Raw genomic sequence first — 16,915 nt, 5'->3', positions numbered from 1 at the left:
CAGCAAACAATTTATTGTTACTTATCCATTTTGATAAAACAACGATAGGCAATCGAGTAAAAAAAGCGTTATTAACGGGCATTTAAGACAGAATAACTAACACAATAATCATAGTGACTATTACATATATCAAATTTGGTTTTGATCTAATCAATATCGCCTGAAAAACAACCATAAAATAGTGGTTAAAATAGTCTGTCAAAAAAAACTATTTTTAATATTTAGTATAATCGAGCCAATTTTAAACAACCCATAAGCTCGATAAAGACAATGATAAATATTAATCTCTCTTCATTAATACAACGTCTGCACCCTATCGCAAAAGTCGCGCTAGAAGACGCAGCAGCTCTAGCTGTATCAGAAAAGGCTAACGAAGTTCGAATTGAACACTTACTGTTAAGCTTACTTGAAAGACCAAACAGTGATTTCGACGTTCTACTCGCACACTTTGACTGTTCGGAAAACATTCTACGTCAATCTATTCGTTCTACTTTAGATACAAGCCCAACAGGTAATGGTGGCAAACCTGTATTTTCTGCTTTGTTGATCGAATGGCTACAAGAAAGCTGGCTAGTGTCTTCTTTAGACTTATCACAAACGCAGATCCGCTCAGGTGCGCTACTATTGACTCTAGTCAGCAACCCACTCCGTTACGGCCAGCATAGCTACTCTGACCTTCTCGACAATATCAGTGCGGACAGCTTGAAGCGTAATTTTGGCGAACTGACTAGCCATTCACTTGAAGCACAAGTGGCAACATCTGAAAAGACACAAGCTCGTGAAGAAGGTTCAGCGCTCAGCAAGTTCACCACCGACTTCACTGGCAAGGCACGTAAAGGCGAGATCGATCCAGTATTCTGCCGCGATCAAGAGATCCGCCAAATCGTTGATATTCTTGCACGTCGTCGTAAAAACAACCCTATCGCTGTCGGCGAACCTGGTGTCGGTAAAACCGCCGTGGTTGAAGGTCTGGCACTAAAAATCGTACAAGGTGAAGTGCCTGATAACCTTAAAGGGGTAGAACTTTATGGTTTAGATATGGGCCTACTTCAAGCGGGCGCGAGCGTCAAAGGCGAATTCGAAAAGCGCCTCAATGCAGTACTCGACGAAGTGAAAAACTCACCAACGCCTATCATCCTCTTTATTGATGAAGCCCACACGCTTGTCGGTGGTGGTAACCAAGCTGGCGGTAGCGATGCCGCTAACTTACTCAAACCAGCCCTAGCCCGTGGCGAAGTAAAAACCATTGCCGCGACAACTTGGTCTGAGTACAAGAAGTACTTCGAGAAAGACCCTGCACTAGCGCGACGTTTCCAACTGGTTAAACTCGATGAGCCGTCTCCACAGCAAGCGGCGCTTATCATCCGTGGTCTGCGACCAGCGTACGAAAAGTCCCACAACGTTTACGTACGTGACGACGCCATTACCGCAGCGGCAGCGCTTTCCGCGCGTTACATCTCTGGCCGTCAACTACCGGACAAAGCCATCGACGTTCTAGATACCGCCTGTGCACGGGTTAACATTAGCTTAAATGCGGTACCAGCGTCGGTTGAAACCTTACAACAAGAACTCGCCGCGCAAACTCGTGAGCTAGAAGCCTTGGAACGTGACCAACTGCAGCAAACGGGCGACAAACACAGCCTAGCGTCTATCCCAGATCTCAAAGTGGCGATGGAGAAAACCCAAGCTGAGCTCGACGTCCAAGAAGCCCAGTGGAAGAGCGAGAAAGAGCAAATCGAACAGATGATCGCGTTGCGTACTCGTCTTCATGAACTGGTCTCTGGAGAAGAAATTGAAGTTGCACAAGCGGATGAAGAAGGCGAAGAAACAGAAGCTTCCCCATATGCGGAAATGGACGAAGAAGCGGTACGTATCGCCATTGCCGCCTGTCAGGAGCAACTAGATGCAATTCGTGGTGGTAACCCGCTGGTGCATTTCGAAGTTGGCCCAGATGAAGTAAGCCACGTGATCTCTGACTGGACTGGCATCCCTATGGGTAAAATGCTTCAGGATGAAGCCGAAACCACGCTGAAGCTAAAAGACAGCCTTACCAACAATATCAAAGGCCAAGAGTACGCCATCGATGCCTTAGCAGAAGGCATTCAAACTGCCAAAGCTGGACTCGGCAACCCAGATGCACCAACAGGCGTATTCTTACTTGTCGGCCCAAGCGGCGTCGGTAAAACCGAAACTGCGCGTGCAATTGCCGACCAACTGTTCGGTGGTGAGCGCTTTATGACCACCATCAACATGTCTGAATTCCAAGAGAAACATACGGTATCGCGCCTAATCGGTTCACCTCCGGGTTACGTCGGTTACGGCGAAGGCGGCATGCTGACCGAAGCGGTGCGTCAACGTCCATACTCTGTAGTCCTGTTAGATGAAGTAGAAAAAGCGGATCCAGAAGTACTGAACCTTTTCTATCAAGTATTCGATAAAGGCACACTCAACGACGGTGAAGGTCGCACTATCGACTTTAAAAACACCTTAATCATCATGACCAGTAACCTTGCAACTCATGAGATTGAATCACTCGTTCAGCAATCGAAGGACATCAACGCTGGCGTGATTGCCGAGGCAATTCGTCCAACGCTAAACCAGCACTTCAAGCCTGCGTTATTGGCGCGTATGTCAGTGCTGCCGTTTGTTCCTCTGTCTGACGAAGCCATGACTGACATCATCCACCACAAGTTGGGCAAAGTGTCAGAGCGCCTGCAAAGCCACCATAAACTGTCGTTGAACTACGAAGACACCTTAGTGGAATTCGTACTTGGCAATTGTCGCTTGGCAGAAACGGGAGCACGTAACATTGATGCGGTGATTAACCGTCAGTTACTTCCTCAGCTATCCACGCAGCTGCTCGTGCACGACAGGGATGAGTCGCACAGTCAGATCACTGTATCTGTCGATGAGCAAGGAACGCTATCTTATGCGTTCAGCTAATCAGAACGATCTGAGTAATGCGTTACTAGCGATCAGCCAGTCTCTGGCTGATCGCACTCAGCTGGCGCAAACTTTGGACGCGGTGCTCACAGCAGCGCGTCAGATGACGTTTTCTAAACACGGCATCATCTACGTTCTTGATCAAACGGGACAGGCACTCATACCGAGTATTGTTCATCACAATGAGCAAGCTCTCGTTTCTCACCCATGGCAGCCGCTATCGTTTAACCAAACCAGCCAAACCGACCCATTCAACTACGCCATCCAAAATGGCGAAGTGGTGTTGATCAACGAGCTGTATCAGTACAACGGTTACGATTGTGAGGCCGTGTATGAGACAGAGTTAGCGCTCGGCATCAAAAGCAGCAACCTCCTTGCTTGGCCCTTGGTCGATGACAGCGGTAAAACCATAGGTTTGTTGGCGCTGTTCGATTTGAGCGTCATCGACAACGAATCGGCACTCACCGCGTTTTGTAATATGGCGGCTAACAGCATTCGACAAGCCGTTTGGCTCGAAGAATATGGCCATATGATCAAAAGCCTGAGCGCCGATAACGCTGCGTTAGTGCGCGAGAATGAGCATCTTAAAAAACGCAAACAGAGCCATTACAAAGGCCCGATTGCGGAAAGTGAACAGATGCTAGAAGTACTGCGTCGGTTAGACAAGGTGCTGGCATTGCCGGTAGACGTACTGCTACGCGGTGAAACCGGTGCGGGTAAAGAGGTGATCGCCAAGTACATTCACGACAACTCCAACCGAGCTGACCAACCGCTAATCGTTCAGAACTGTGCTGCCATTCCGGAACAACTGCTCGAATCAGAGCTGTTTGGGCATAAAAAAGGCTCATTTACCGGTGCAGACAAAGACAAAGTAGGTTTGTTTGAAGCCGCTCATGGAGGCACCTTATTCCTTGATGAGATTGGCGACATGCCGTTGTTGCTGCAAGCTAAGCTATTGCGTGTTTTGCAGGAACGTAAAGTGCGTCCGGTAGGTGCCAGCAAGGAAGTGGAAGTCGATGTACGCGTCGTAGCCGCTACCCATTGCCATTTGATGGATAAAATCAAAAATGGCGAGTTCCGTGCCGACTTGTTCTATCGCCTCAATGTCTTCCCTATCAACCTTCCTCCTTTGAGAGAGCGTGAAGCCGACATTTTACCGCTGGCGGAACACTTCGTGAAACAAAGTGCCGCCAACTTGGGCCTAGCTCAAGCGCCCGGTTTAAGTGCAAACGTACAGCTGCAACTTCAGCAATACCCTTACCCGGGTAACGTTCGTGAGCTAAAGAACATCGTTGAACGGGCTTTGTTACTCTCAGATTTCGAAACCATCAATCAGGTTGAATTTGGAGAAGCGGCAGCACTCGCCAATCTCCCTCAACCGACACCACAGGCGCTAGAGGTCTCCCCTCAACCCGTCTTGGAACGCGAGCCGCAACCAGCCGATCAGCCAGAGCCAGCATCGACAGATTCGGCCCAGCCAGAGCAATCACAGACCACACTGGAAGCAGAACATATGGACTATTCCAAAGGTCTCAAAGAAGCGGTCAGCGAGTATGAGAAAACCGTCATTATTGACTGTCTCAACTCATCAAACTGGCAAATTAAACGTGCCGCCGAGCAGCTTTCGCTGCCAATCAGTACATTAAGCCACAAGATGAAAAAGTACGATATTTCTACCGCAGGTTAACCACTTCTCCGCCGCTCAACATAAAAACCGCCATCTCTGGCGGTTTTTTTACACCATTTACTCAACTGTCACCCTTGCACTCTGGTGTTGGTCGTTGCGCCTAAAAATCGGCTTCACTATTGGCGGGGGTTATGGCAGTAAATAAGGAAAACTGGCGCAGAAAAACGCCAACCGTCAGATAGAATAGCCAAATAGACAAAAACACCAGCACTAACGACATTTTACCTAGCCTTTCGCCATAGGTAGATACCATAAATTGTTTTCGCATTAGCGACGGCGATTCTCCTTCATTGGTTGACAATCAGTCGATTTAAAATGGCTGCCGACCCTCTCTATTTGGCACACTCTTTTGCAATCGTGGAAGTCTTTACGTGTCCAATTGGAGTCGCTCGGCGTTTGCCAAAGCAGCTCACACTTCTCTAGCTTATCTTGGTTATGATTAGCAAACGCGGCTTTATATTGATTATGGCTAGGTAAAGCGGGTAGCTGTTGCACTAGGTTATAATGGTTAAAGCCCGAGCTAATAGCTGGTGGGACATACAGTGAAAAACCGTAGATTTTATCGCGCGGGTTAGGCAAATTATAAAAGTAGCGCAGTGTGTCTATTGGTGATGACTCATCTGGCTGACGCTGACGACCAAATCTAGGTGTGACATCTTCGTGACCGCTTAATACCCCGAGCTGAAGCGGGTAGCGAGTATTGTCGGCCAGTAAAGCAGATTGACTTAAATCATTCGCATTATAGCCGCGATAACCAGCCGCGGTATTGCAGCTAAAGGCTCCACCATCTTCACGCCAATAAATATAATCTTTACGAATGCACTCTTGAGGATAAAAATTCTCTTTTTGGTAGTGTTGCCAATCGCCAACGTGATAACTTAAATAGGTTGGCTTAGCGTTTACCTGTAGGGAGGACTTGTTATAACTAGTCTTGATATTAACCACTAGCTGAGTGCCATTATTTACCAAGCGTACCCGTTTTATCTTATCTTTCGCATGGTCATTGCCATCAAACCAAGCTTTTCTTAACTCTGGGGTATCTGGGTTAGGCACAGCAAGGGGTAAAGGGCTTATCGTCATTGCCGCAGTATCTATTTCATACGCTGTAACCAGCTCAGAAACATAGGCTTTACTGCTATCAGGTAACCAGCCACCAAAGTTACAATCGCCACCAAAACGTTCGATTTGGCGGGTTTTTAAATCCGCTAAAACACAACCTTTTTGCTGGGAAAATAGCCCTGTATTAAAAAACACATAACGGCCATTGGGTGAGCGCTGTGGACGCAGATTCTTTGTAAAGCTTATCGAACCTTTGACTTCGTCAGCGGTTAACAGTGTTTGCAAGTTAGTCCCATCGAGGTTCATGGTATATAGGCCAGCTTGCTTTCTATTTTCTTGCTCATAAATTTGCGTCATTAGCTGCGGTTTATCACCCGGTTTGTCCCACTCGGCTAGCGGCGCAGTTCTTGGATCAGCCACCGTCAAATGCCAACTGGTTACTGCAGATGATTTTCCCGGCAGTGAATCAATATAAGACGTTACTTGTTTTAACGCGGCATCGTATCTTGCTTGTTTTGCTTGATCTTCGGCTCTGGCTTCTAACCACTGGTTAATCTGTGGCCGATAAGCGAGACCGACACCCAGCGCCACCGCCACTAGGGCCGAGACACTGAGAATGATTTTTTTGTTCATTTTGATAGTCCTAATTCTTTTTGCCACAGCGCGACTAGGGCAATGTTTACAACATCAATCAATAGAAAAGCCATTTCAGTAATGAAATGGCTTTTCGTCTCTTCAATTCCAAACAATCAAGTGCGCTTGTAATGATTAATCACTATTAATCCATTGGTTAATCAGTTCAAGCTGCTGGTCTGAGATCCCCTTAGGATTACCATCTCTGGCCTTTAGCCAGCGAACAGCAGGAGTAATGTCTGTGTATGACTTATCATACGACTTGGCGATACTGGTTTTGCTGTAGTAGTCATCTTGCTCATCGAGTTGGATGATCTGCTCAGCGCCATCAAGTACCGCCTCATCACATGAGTACCATGCTTTCGGCGTGTTTTCTCTATCAAAGGAATGCACGTTAAGTTTAAGTTCATCAGACGTAGCGTTCAGCCCAGACCCCATTGGTCCAACCAGCTCCAGTTGAAGGTCGACATAGAGTAAGATATTGTCCATAAACGTCTCTAGTTGTTTGAACGGTTTAATGCCACGAACCGTTGAGCCAAGCGCATTAACGTATTCTGGCTCAAACACTTGCGCATAAATATCTGTGGCTTGCCGACGCCCTCTTGTGGTCGTCGCATGTTCTCTCAACTGCTCTGGTGTCATTTTTAGATAACGTCGACGCAAACTTTCGAGTTGGCTGGAAAGCTCAGGTTGTACTGAGGCGCCATCCTGTTGCAAGGTAAACGGCTCAAACTGCCAAACATCATCGTTCTCAACAAGGGTGCCAATTCGGTACAAGTCGCTTTGACCCAAAGAAAAACGCTCGCCTCCTAGTGATGGGGAGATGAAGTCGACATGATTCATCATACTCACCTCGCGCACTGAAGCATTGACACCGACCACTTTACCCGGCGCAAAACCCGCGTTGGTAAACAGTGTGTCATCACAGTGACGTGTTTTCACTACAGCGAGGCAGTAGACGTATTTACCCCAGTCAAAGTTTTTCACCTCTTTTTTGTAGTAATTCCCATAATCGGAATACTGACCAGAAAGCCCTCTTTGTAGGATATGCAGTTCCACGACTGGGTCATCAAAGACTTTCGGGAACTGAACGCTATCTGCGTCTGGCTTTTCTGCATAGAGGAAATTATCAGAAACCAATAAGTAGTCGGCATGTTTAGGATCTTTACTGTCGCCGAACTGGTATAGTCTCGACGGGCTCATCGAGAGCTTAAACCGTGTTGTCTCCCACAACCCCCATTTGTCGTAGCTGATCGCTTCAAATGAATCTTTGACCCCTTTTATCCCCGCTAAATATTCGTATTCGCACGACGACTCGCCTGAGCGAATTTCTCTGTCTTGGTCTTCAAATAGTCGCTCAAAGTACCATCGGCCTGTTGTACCTTTCGTTTTGGGCTGCCATGGCCTAGTCCCTTTGATTTTGTTGGTGCCAAATACATAAGACGGTTCAATCACTGCCCCCCACAGCTCAGTACTACAGTGTTGGTCAACTAACTCTTGCTCGCTCGATGTGAGCTTGATTGTTTTCACAAGAGGGGTGAGTTCACGAACGTATTCTGAGCTCTTATTGACGATTTTAGAGCCGTGAGTCAACATATCACCCCATTGGGAAAGGTTTAGATAATCCCATTTCGCTTGTGTTTCAATCGCAACCCGATGCAGTAGCTGACGTTTTTCTTCAGGTACGGCTTGCACGGAACGTGGGTCTAGCACCACCATAATTCTCACTTGATCAAAAGGTGATAAAGAACCGTACTGTTCAACGAACTCACGTAACGATAACCACTCTTTACTCGCACCTAACCGCGATGTTTTGACCGATATTGACTGCTTGGCCCCTTTGTATAAGGCCTCAAGTTCATCCGTTTTAAATGGCACCTGAAACATCTTGATCAGCGCTTCCGTGCTGGATGACGCACGGTAGTGGATCGGGAAATACTGCATAAATGGCCTAGGGCCATCATCTTGCGCGTTCGACCACCAATCACTGACGTTGTTAACCACGATACTGGCACCAAGCTGCGCATAGGAGGAATAAGTGTTTGCTTTGAGCAATGATAACTCAGCTTGAGCATAATCTGAGTCCATATAGTATTCATCTAAATGCACCATACCAAAGCCATTTTCATTCAGCTGCCATTGATCATTGAGTAAAAACGTATCCATGTAGCCTTGAATGTGGTCGGCGGTGACGCTCATCTCGTCACCAGACATATTTTGGTAATTGTGCTCCAGTATTAGACGACTTAAACCATTTAACGCATGGGCGCGCTTGTAGTAATTGGCCTTCATTTGATCGCTCAAGTTTTTCGAATCAAACGAGAGCAGTTGTTCTTGTGAGACAATATTTTGATACTGGATTTGCTCTAAATTGTTACGTAACTTGATGGTGTCTGCATTTTCGGTGCACAGATCATACAGGTTGGATACTATCGCTTTACCTTGTTTGCCCACAGTATAAACGAAATTGGCGGCCGCCCCCCACGGGGTAACAGAAGCGAAATCCAGAGCGGTGCTTAATGCCAAATCAATCCCGTCTATCACTTTATCATCAAAATTCATTTCATGGGCAATCGCCGTCTGACGCGCTTTTTCGACCACGCTGATCGAACCACGAGACAAGGGATAATCTAAGATGGCTTCAAAGTGAAGGATTAAGTCGACCCGACGATTGCGGCGTCGTTCTTGCTCTGAGTCATTGGCAACCAGTGGGTATTGCTCGCCGTAGCCAATGCTGCGAATGGACTTTTCCCAGATGGCTTTGTCCTTTTCAATCCCTTTAAGAATCGAGTCTCGAACAAAATTGGCCCTGTTTTCCGACAGTTGTTGGTTGTAGGCGACAGAACCTCGTGAACAGGTATGCCCTTTAATGGTAATAGGAATCGGTTGCTCTAACTGTGACAAGATCTTGCCCAGTTCGGCTAATGTTTGTAGCGTTTCCTGATCGGTCGACTGACTACGATCAAAGGCAAACGTGGTACTTCTTAGCTCGAAAAGATGTCGTCCTTGCTGAACTTGAGTCTTAGCGGAAAGCTCATCACCCTGAGTCGATTTGAGTAACAAGGCCTTGAGCTGCTGCAATGCCTTTTGTTCTGCTTCAGACAATGCTTTTTTCTGTTTAACCTCGGCCAGTACCTTTTGACCCGGCTGCTGCACGGTGGCGAGATAGGCTTCAAGCACTGCGTCGAGTCTTTTGCCGGCCTTGGCGTCTTGTTGGTATGCCTCAGCGATTTCACTCGATCTCATTACCACGTTGACCACTAAATAAGCTTTGTCAACCTTACCGACCAAGTTGTGGTTTTCCACCAGAGCTCGCCACTGAGGCGGGATCTCAACCAGCCTAATTTTGTCTTTTAGGCCCTCGAATAAAAACTGGCCCTTGTTACCAAACAGCTTAATAAATTCGATGGTTTTTTGGCCAAACGCTGCATTGTCGATCGCATAGGCTTTGCTCATAATATTGAGTGCGGCAGTGGTGGCTCCGGCGATGTTTTTCACTTCGCTGTCCACACTGGTCCCCATCGACGCGGCCGCGACCTTGGCCACCGTCTGCCAGCTTAGCTTGTGCTGCATACTGTTAGCGGCGCTTTCCACATACGCTTTATTAATTTGCACGCTGTGCCATAACTGCGCGGCAATTGGCGTGTTTGGCTCACTGGCGAGCTTTTCAGGCAGGTCGGTCGGGCTTCGGGTAAGCTTTTCCAGTAAATCAGGGTAAAGGTGGGGCGCCTGATTAAACAGCGCTTCTTCAACCGAGATAGGGTCACCGTTGACTAACGCGCTGCGCCCGAGTGGCGTTTGGATCGGCAAATGCAGTACGCGCTCACAAAAGCTGTATTGGTTAACCTTTTCGTCTTGCCAGAACTTAAGGGTACTAGGATCGTTTATAGTGGTTAAATCAATATCAAAACGGCAATACTGGTTGGCCTCTTTTAAGGCAAAGATGGAATCCGATATTACCCAAAAAGTGGCGGCGTAAGCATATTCATCTGCTCCACTGACATCGTCAAATCTGACCTGTTGTACTTGGCTAATTGCAGTTAAGTTGGTGTTGTTTCCGCTATCACCGACAATGGTTAGCTGCTCCGGAAAGTTAGACAGAGTCACACTGGCACCTTCAAATAGCGCACTGGAAAACTGCACCACAATAGTAAATTGCTGCGGCAATACCAGCGCACGTATTGAACTAAGCTGGTGTTGCTCTAGTGTGCGCTCCATTTGAGCAATAGCTTTGGCAAAGTGAGGGTCAGCCACTTGATCACTGGAGATCATTTGCGTGGCTTGAACATCTCTAATATCCAGCGCTGAAAAATAGTTTTTTTTAGGCGACTGATTGGCGGTGGAGACCAAATCATTATATAAGTTGGCCAGCCATTTGCCGTCTTTACCTTGCTCGCTGAGTAAGTGGACCGGCGCTAAATAGGGCGGGTAAAAAAGTAACCTCGGGTTACCGGCTTCAAAGTTGGCGGCCAAGGCGGGGTTACCTTGCAGTGGCAAGTTTGGGTTAAGTTGGCCAGCTTCAGGGCTGGAAAAGGCGGTGATTTTGCCCAGCGAATCACTAAACAGCAGTGACGCCTTGGCTGGGGTTTGCGTTTGATAGCCTTCACCGTCATAACTGACATTTACCGCGGTGCTGTCATCGGCGCGGGCAAAGCAGATATTTGGCAGAGGGAAGTAACGACAATGAGGGTCACGCGTTTCCCCTTGGGCAAGCTGGCCAAACAGGTAAATACCATGAATAGTTTTTGCATTAGCCACGGCGCTTCTCCTTCATTGGTTGACAATCAGTCGATTTAAAATGGCTACCGACCCTCTCTATCTGACACACTTTTTTGCAATCGTGGAAGTCGCTACGTGTCCATTTGGAGTCGCTCGGCGTTTGCCAAAGCAGCTCACATTTTTCTAGCCTATCTTGGTTATGATTAGCAAACGCGGCTTTATATTGATTATGGCTAGGTAAAACGGGTAGCTGCTGCACTAGGTTATAGTGGTTAAAGTCCGAGCTAATAGCTGGTGGAACATACAGTGAAAAACCGTAGATTTTGTCGCGTGGGTTAGGCAACTTATAAAAGTAGCGCAGTGTGTCTATTGGTGATGACTCGTCTGGTTGGCGCTGGCGAGTCAAAGTAGGAGTTAGTGCCTCTCTGCCACTCAACACCCCAAGCTGAAGCGGGTAGCGAGTATTATCGGCCAGTAAAGCAGATTGACTTAAATCATTCGCATTATAGCCGCGATAACCAGCCGCGGTATTGCAGCTAAAAGCGCCGCCATCTTCACGCCAATAAATATAATCTTTACGAATGCACTCTTGAGGATAAAAGTTCTCTTTTTGGTAGTGTTGCCAATCACCAACGTTATAACTTAAATAGGTTGGCTTAGCGTTTACCTGTAGGGAGGACTTGTTATAACTAGTCTTGATATTAACCACTAGCTGAGTGCCATTATTTACCAAGCGTACCCGTTTTATCTTATCTTTTGCATGGTCATTGCCATCAAACCAAGCTTTTCTTAACTCTGGGGTATCTGGGTTAGGTACAGCAAGTGGTAAAGGGCTTATCGTCATTGCCGCAGTATCTATTTCATACGCTGTAACCAGCTCGGAAACATAGGCTTTACTGCTATCAGGTAACCAGCCACCAAAGTTACAATCACCGCCAAAACGTTCGATATGACGGGTTTTTAAATCCGCTAAAACGCAACCTTTTTGCTGGGAAAATAGCCCTGTATTAAAAAACACATAACGGCCATTGGGTGAGCGCTGTGGGCGCAGATTCTTTGTAAAGCTTATCGAACCTTTGACTTCGTCAGCGGTTAGCAGCGTTTGCAAGTTAGTCCCATCGAGGTTCATGGTATATAGGCCAGCTTGCTTTTGGTTTTCTTCGACGTAAATTTGCGTCATTAGCTGCGCTTTATCGCTCGGTTTGTCCCACTCGGCTAGCGGCGCAGTTCGTGGGTCAGACACCTTTAAGTACCACCCGGATAAAGCGGATGATTTACCGGGCAACACATCAATGTAAGACGTTACTTCTTTTAACGCCTCATCGTATCTTGCTTGTTTTGCTTGATCTTCGGCTCTAGCTTCTAACCACTGGTTAATCTGTGGCCGATAAGCGAGACCGACACCCAGCGCCACCGCCACTAGGGCCGAGACACTGAGAATGATTTTTTTGTTCATTTTGATAGTCCTAATTCTTTTTGCCACAGCGACATATAGCTTTTGAGGTTCTCCACTGCGGCTTGATCTTCGGCACTCACTTCAGGCCGCGGTTCCAGCGCCGGTGCGGGGCTAGCTGATTGAGACCATGCCAGTATTTGCTCGAAGGTTAGGTCACTAAAAACCAATTCAGAATGGTGGGTGTACCCTGACGAGGAAATTTGCAAAGTAAACTTGCCCTTAGGTGGGAAGCCGCCCAATATCGCCGTCGCAAAATGGGGGTTGTCTTCGCTGTATTCTAATGGCTCACTCAGTACCCAATCACTTTCACTGTCAGACAGCACGGCATAGTGGGTAATGGCGGTATCAAAATCCATTAGCCCAGTCTCGACGGAAAGTTTAAAACCACTATTTTTACCATCGACATAGGCAATCACGGTATTACTCTTGTCGAAGCTGCGCACTAGCAGTTGTTGATCACTCAGCCATGGCATATCGTCTTCACCAACCGCATGGACTTTGGCGCTATCAACGTCTGAGGTGTTGTCCTGCGCAGAAAATGCCTGCGCTGAGCTGTAACTCGCGAGCTCATCAAGGGGGGTGCTGGATTTGTCGAGCAATGCAGGATCAGATTCTAATGCCTCTATCTGATTGAAGCGCTTCTGTTTAGGCGAAAATAATACTTTGACGCCATTTTCCCCTTGTTGCACTTCGCCTAGAAGCTTGTAAGGCACCCAAAAATGCGGCAGCGGAAACCCTTCCGCTTCACGATGAATCGCTTTCGGCTGCTTTTTCGCCTGTTCCTGTTTGTACAAGGCGCGGTAATACTCGACGTCGATATCCTGATAGTAGCCTTTGTCGGTGATTGCCAATTCACGCCACAACTTGCCTTTCCAGAACACGTAAAGGTAACCGCCACGTAATTCAGACGCTTTGTCTTTATTTTTGCTGCCATCGAGATAAGCCAGCGGCCGGACTGGCACTAAGACGTTATCCCACTCTGGTTTATCGACGCTCCCATCTACAGGCTCGACATTTTTGGCCAGTAACAGCTTAAGCGGCATAGGTAAGCCACTCATAGGTACCGACAAATACAGGTTGCGAGGCTCATCTTCGAGATCTTTAAACACCGACACGCTACGATGACTTTTACTGCTGTCTTTCTGCGGAGTGGCGGTGGTTTCAGACTGACACTCGGTCTTCGTCAACAGAAGGCGGGCAGCGTGAGACCGCCACTGGCCAGCAAACTCGACCACTATCTTTTTGTCTGGAGAAGGTTCAACCGGTGTATAACTGATGTTTGGTGCCAAATAGACGTCGTCTCTTACGGCATCGTAGTTGGCTTTAAGGAATTTCTTCGCTGGCTGGGCGGCCAACCGCTCAACCCGCTTTTTGAGTAAAGGGTAACGGATCAGGTCCGCTTCTGAGAGCGGGTATTGCCGCCTAAAAGTAGATAGCGCCAACCAATCGCCTCGTTCGAGGGACTGTTTAATGCTCGACAGTAAGCTGTAGTTGTTTTTTTTCGCCGAATCAGGAATAGAATCAGATAAAGGTTTAGGTAGCGCTGTGAGCAAATCCTTAGGATTGTGCGCACGCGAAAGCTCCCCGATGCATTCATCTGGCGAGAGTAAGTAGTCTAGCATTTCCCGAGAAGCCGTGTTCCCTGGGACAAATTTGCAAACTAATAACATTTTGAGTTCTCCACAACCATCATTAATGTGTTTTGATTGCGGTAACGGACAAACCCGGAGGTTTACTTAACGATTTGGTAAACTACATCCTAATCACTTGACAACACAATAGCAACCAAGAAAAAGAAAAAAGTCATATAGAACAGTAAAATAGGCAATATCACTAGCAATTAAGTTATTTTAACTAGGCTATAAATATTCTATTGGGTGGCAAAAGCGCCTCAGCAAAACAAAACGGGGGTTAATGGTGCCACTCACCGCCAGCGAAATGGTTGCCGGTGCTATAGGCCCATGGCGAGGTGATACCCTCAGTTGTGTTACTACTCCGCAAGGCAATAGCAACGCAACCGCTGTGTTAGCGCTGGTTGCGTTGCTGTAATACGGCTTTAGCTTTTTCGAGGTCGTCATAAGTCGGTAGTGGGTATAGGGATTCACTCCAACTATCACTGTCTTTATGCTCAATCACATAGCGGCTAAAGCCAAAGCCAAACGCCGACATTTTTGCTTGCTCACCATCGTGCAAAGCACGGTGGAAATAGACCATCTCTTTGGTCGGACTGTTTTCACTTGGCTGTGCTAACACGCGTGAAATTCTTCTCTGCCTCAGCTCAGTCAACCAGATATCACCGCCGTTTAGCGCCAGTAAGGTCGCGTTTGCTGGGTGTTGGCCGACCTGTTGGGAGGGCCTGCCGACGCGAAAGACTTTGCCCTCGCCAGCACCCGAGCAGTAAAAGCCATCGGAAAACTTGCTGCCCCTGAGGTGGCAATAGTAGGCATTGGGGCTAAAATCGCCGCGGTCAACCAGTTGCAGTGTTTTGGCATCAATCACCAAGGTATTGCCGCAATTAGGTACACCATGGTCGCCAAAGGTTGCAATATAATCCTCAGACTCGCCGCAATAAAAATTGCCCCCCGCCATATCACGGTCAAAACTTAGATAGATCATTTGCTCTGACTGGCTCATATACGCGCTGCCAAACAGCGCAGCTCTTCTTGCTAATGGGCCGTTTACTTCATTAAATTTAAGCACCGCTTTGGTGGCTAATTTCACCAGCAGTAGCTCCTCTCCTTTTTTAACCACTACCTGAGTACTGTCGATATCCCACATGCTGTGATGGATATCTCTGCCAACCTTACCCAGCTTGGTGATTTCGCCATTGGCGAGGTCATACAAGACACTACCGCCTTTTTGTGGAATCACTAGATAGCGCCCGTTGGGCGAGCGCGACATATATTTACTAAAATCTATATTGCCCCGACGCGGCGGTGGTGGCAGAACCCCATCAGGGATCAATAATTGAGGGTTGGTGCCATCAATACTCAGCGCCCAATAGCTGACCTTGGTTTCATCTTCTGGGTTAGTTATGGTAAATAGAATTTGGGGCAGCGTGAGCTGCTCGGTATTCCAGTCGGCCACTGTGGGGTTATCTGGGATATCAAAATCATAAAGGTAGTGCCAACGTACTCCGCCAGCATATCGAGTTTTATTTCGATATTCTAACTGGTCAGCAAGCAGCTCTATGCGAGCTTGTTCGGCAAAATAGGGCTTAGTGACGAAGTAACTGACGCCAGCGACCAGCGCGGCGGCGACACCAAGCCCAAGTAGGAGTTTCTTGTTCATTTGTGTTTCACTTTATTATTCAGTTAAAACGACCAATCCAAAGTATAGGGACAGACACGATCCTGGTCTGTCGCTCGTCCAACCCATTCATTCGCAAACGCAAGTCACATCCAGTTTATGAAACAAACTCGACTATGGTGTGACAGAGAAAAGAATAATACACATCGAAAACGCCCATAGTATGAAAAACACTAATCAAAGTGTTAAACCGTACTACAGCCATTAATATACGACAGCGAAAATAATAGAGTAAATAAAAAAAAGACGTGATTTAATATCACGTCGATGTACCAAGATAATAGATACTAAACAGATAGAATTAACCACCTGTGCAGGATAGCACCCTCAGGCGCAGCGTTACTATACAATGTCAGTCTAACAATGCAACGTGGCGAAATTCTTATGATTTTCATCATTTTGACGGCTATTATCCGCCATTGTGTAGGCAAATAATCAACCAACTAAACAATCAGACTATTTTAATATTCATTTCGTTCATGGCTGGGAAAATTAAATAAAAAAAAACGCCAAAAAAATTGGCGTTTTAGTTCAAATATTAGATTATTTTGTTTATTAACTTAGATTAATCACTTCAATCTAAGCCGTCGATTAAAAAATATCTGATTAGAGTGTGGTGGTGTACGTGTCTTGGCCTGAAGCATTCTGACCGTTGGTTACCACTGCGGTGACATCGACTGAACCACTGGCTAAGCCCGATAGCTCATCAAACGTCACCGTTTGTTCAAAAGCGCCATCCGACAAGTTTACGTTTTTATCTAGAGTCACTGGGTTTTTACTCTCATCTTCAAACGTTAGCTTCAACGTCGCGGAGTTGCTTGAATGCGTGGCGTTGCCTTTCACCGTCACCGTTCCTGCGTTGACCGTTACCTCGCTTATGGTCACTACTGGCTGTAACACAAACTGGTGGTCCGTGTTCTCCGCACCTGGGTTGCCTGATGCGTCTTGGTATCCTTTAATAGTCAGTGGCAAGGATTCCAACGTATTATCGACACTGCTAATGTCAGCCGTTCCGTTCCAAACGCCCTTCGCTTCATCGTCACCTTCCCAGCTAATGGCCTGACCGCCCAGTTGGCTGCCTAAAGGTTTCGTCACCGCCTCATCAAAAG

At 47.1% G+C, this 16,915-nt stretch carries 10 protein-coding genes; 3 read left to right on the top strand and 7 right to left on the bottom strand.

What is annotated here, in order from left to right:
- Positions 1–270 precede the first annotated feature (270 nt).
- Both tssH and TW84_RS17140 read left to right on the top strand, forming a co-directional pair.
- A complete protein-coding gene (gene tssH / locus TW84_RS17145; RefSeq protein ID WP_045976847.1) occupies positions 271–2,943 on the top strand; it encodes a type VI secretion system ATPase TssH in 2,673 nt (890 codons plus the stop codon).
- Positions 2,930–4,630 (top strand): sigma-54-dependent Fis family transcriptional regulator, encoded by a 1,701-nt coding sequence (locus TW84_RS17140; RefSeq protein WP_045976846.1) that lies wholly within the window; start codon positions 2,930–2,932, stop codon positions 4,628–4,630. The genes tssH and TW84_RS17140 overlap by 14 nt, the downstream gene beginning before the upstream one ends.
- Before the next feature lie 100 nt (positions 4,631–4,730).
- Here TW84_RS17140 and TW84_RS24450 read toward each other — a convergent pair whose 3' ends face one another.
- The 5 genes from TW84_RS24450 to TW84_RS17120 all read right to left on the bottom strand — a co-directional run bounded on the left by TW84_RS24450 (position 4,731) and on the right by TW84_RS17120 (position 14,167).
- Positions 4,731–4,898 carry a hypothetical protein gene (locus TW84_RS24450; RefSeq protein ID WP_157634059.1) on the bottom strand — a complete coding sequence of 56 codons (168 nt, stop codon included), beginning with the start codon at positions 4,896–4,898 and terminating at the stop codon, positions 4,731–4,733.
- Entirely contained in the window at positions 4,898–6,322 is a 1,425-nt protein-coding gene (locus TW84_RS17135) for a TolB-like translocation protein (RefSeq protein WP_045976845.1), read from the bottom strand. Before TW84_RS17135 ends, TW84_RS24450 begins: the two co-directional genes overlap by 1 nt.
- 135 nt (positions 6,323–6,457) lie before the next feature.
- Positions 6,458–11,080: an OmpA family protein gene (locus TW84_RS23875; RefSeq protein WP_071209564.1), complete on the bottom strand. Its 4,623-nt coding sequence runs from the start codon at positions 11,078–11,080 to the stop codon at positions 6,458–6,460.
- Positions 11,073–12,497, bottom strand: coding sequence for a TolB-like translocation protein (locus TW84_RS17125; RefSeq protein ID WP_045976844.1), 1,425 nt, complete (start codon positions 12,495–12,497; stop codon positions 11,073–11,075). The genes TW84_RS23875 and TW84_RS17125 overlap by 8 nt, the downstream gene beginning before the upstream one ends.
- The gene (locus TW84_RS17120; RefSeq protein ID WP_045976843.1) at positions 12,494–14,167 is read right to left on the bottom strand and encodes a hypothetical protein; all 1,674 of its coding nucleotides are present in this window, start codon (positions 14,165–14,167) and stop codon (positions 12,494–12,496) included. The genes TW84_RS17125 and TW84_RS17120 overlap by 4 nt, the downstream gene beginning before the upstream one ends.
- Positions 14,168–14,411: 244 nt before the next feature.
- Here TW84_RS17120 and TW84_RS25210 point away from each other — a divergent pair, with 244 nt between their 5' ends.
- A complete protein-coding gene (locus TW84_RS25210; protein WP_275041679.1) occupies positions 14,412–14,546 on the top strand; it encodes a hypothetical protein in 135 nt (44 codons plus the stop codon).
- Here TW84_RS25210 and TW84_RS17115 read toward each other — a convergent pair.
- Both TW84_RS17115 and TW84_RS24605 read right to left on the bottom strand, forming a co-directional pair.
- The gene (locus TW84_RS17115; protein WP_045976842.1) at positions 14,523–15,788 is read right to left on the bottom strand and encodes a hypothetical protein; all 1,266 of its coding nucleotides are present in this window, start codon (positions 15,786–15,788) and stop codon (positions 14,523–14,525) included. The two genes, TW84_RS25210 and TW84_RS17115, sit on opposite strands and share 24 nt — an antisense overlap.
- A 624-nt stretch (positions 15,789–16,412) precedes the next feature.
- The coding region (locus TW84_RS24605; protein WP_045976841.1) for a hypothetical protein at positions 16,413–16,915 on the bottom strand (503 nt) is incomplete at its 5' end.

Source organism: Vibrio neptunius (assembly GCF_000967495.1).
GTDB classification, from domain to species: Bacteria; Pseudomonadota; Gammaproteobacteria; order Enterobacterales; family Vibrionaceae; genus Vibrio; species Vibrio neptunius.
Note: the sequence above shows the minus strand (reverse complement) of the source record. Positions and strands in the feature narration are given on the sequence as shown.

Coding starts and splice junctions, on each gene's coding strand:
- tssH (WP_045976847.1), top strand. CDS start 271: ATGATAAATATTAATCTCTCTTCATTAATACAACGTCTGCACCCTATC.
- TW84_RS17140 (WP_045976846.1), top strand. CDS start 2,930: ATGCGTTCAGCTAATCAGAACGATCTGAGTAATGCGTTACTAGCGATC.
- TW84_RS24450 (WP_157634059.1), bottom strand. CDS start 4,898: ATGCGAAAACAATTTATGGTATCTACCTATGGCGAAAGGCTAGGTAAA.
- TW84_RS17135 (WP_045976845.1), bottom strand. CDS start 6,322: ATGAACAAAAAAATCATTCTCAGTGTCTCGGCCCTAGTGGCGGTGGCG.
- TW84_RS17125 (WP_045976844.1), bottom strand. CDS start 12,497: ATGAACAAAAAAATCATTCTCAGTGTCTCGGCCCTAGTGGCGGTGGCG.
- TW84_RS17120 (WP_045976843.1), bottom strand. CDS start 14,167: ATGTTATTAGTTTGCAAATTTGTCCCAGGGAACACGGCTTCTCGGGAA.
- TW84_RS25210 (WP_275041679.1), top strand. CDS start 14,412: ATGGTGCCACTCACCGCCAGCGAAATGGTTGCCGGTGCTATAGGCCCA.
- TW84_RS17115 (WP_045976842.1), bottom strand. CDS start 15,788: ATGAACAAGAAACTCCTACTTGGGCTTGGTGTCGCCGCCGCGCTGGTC.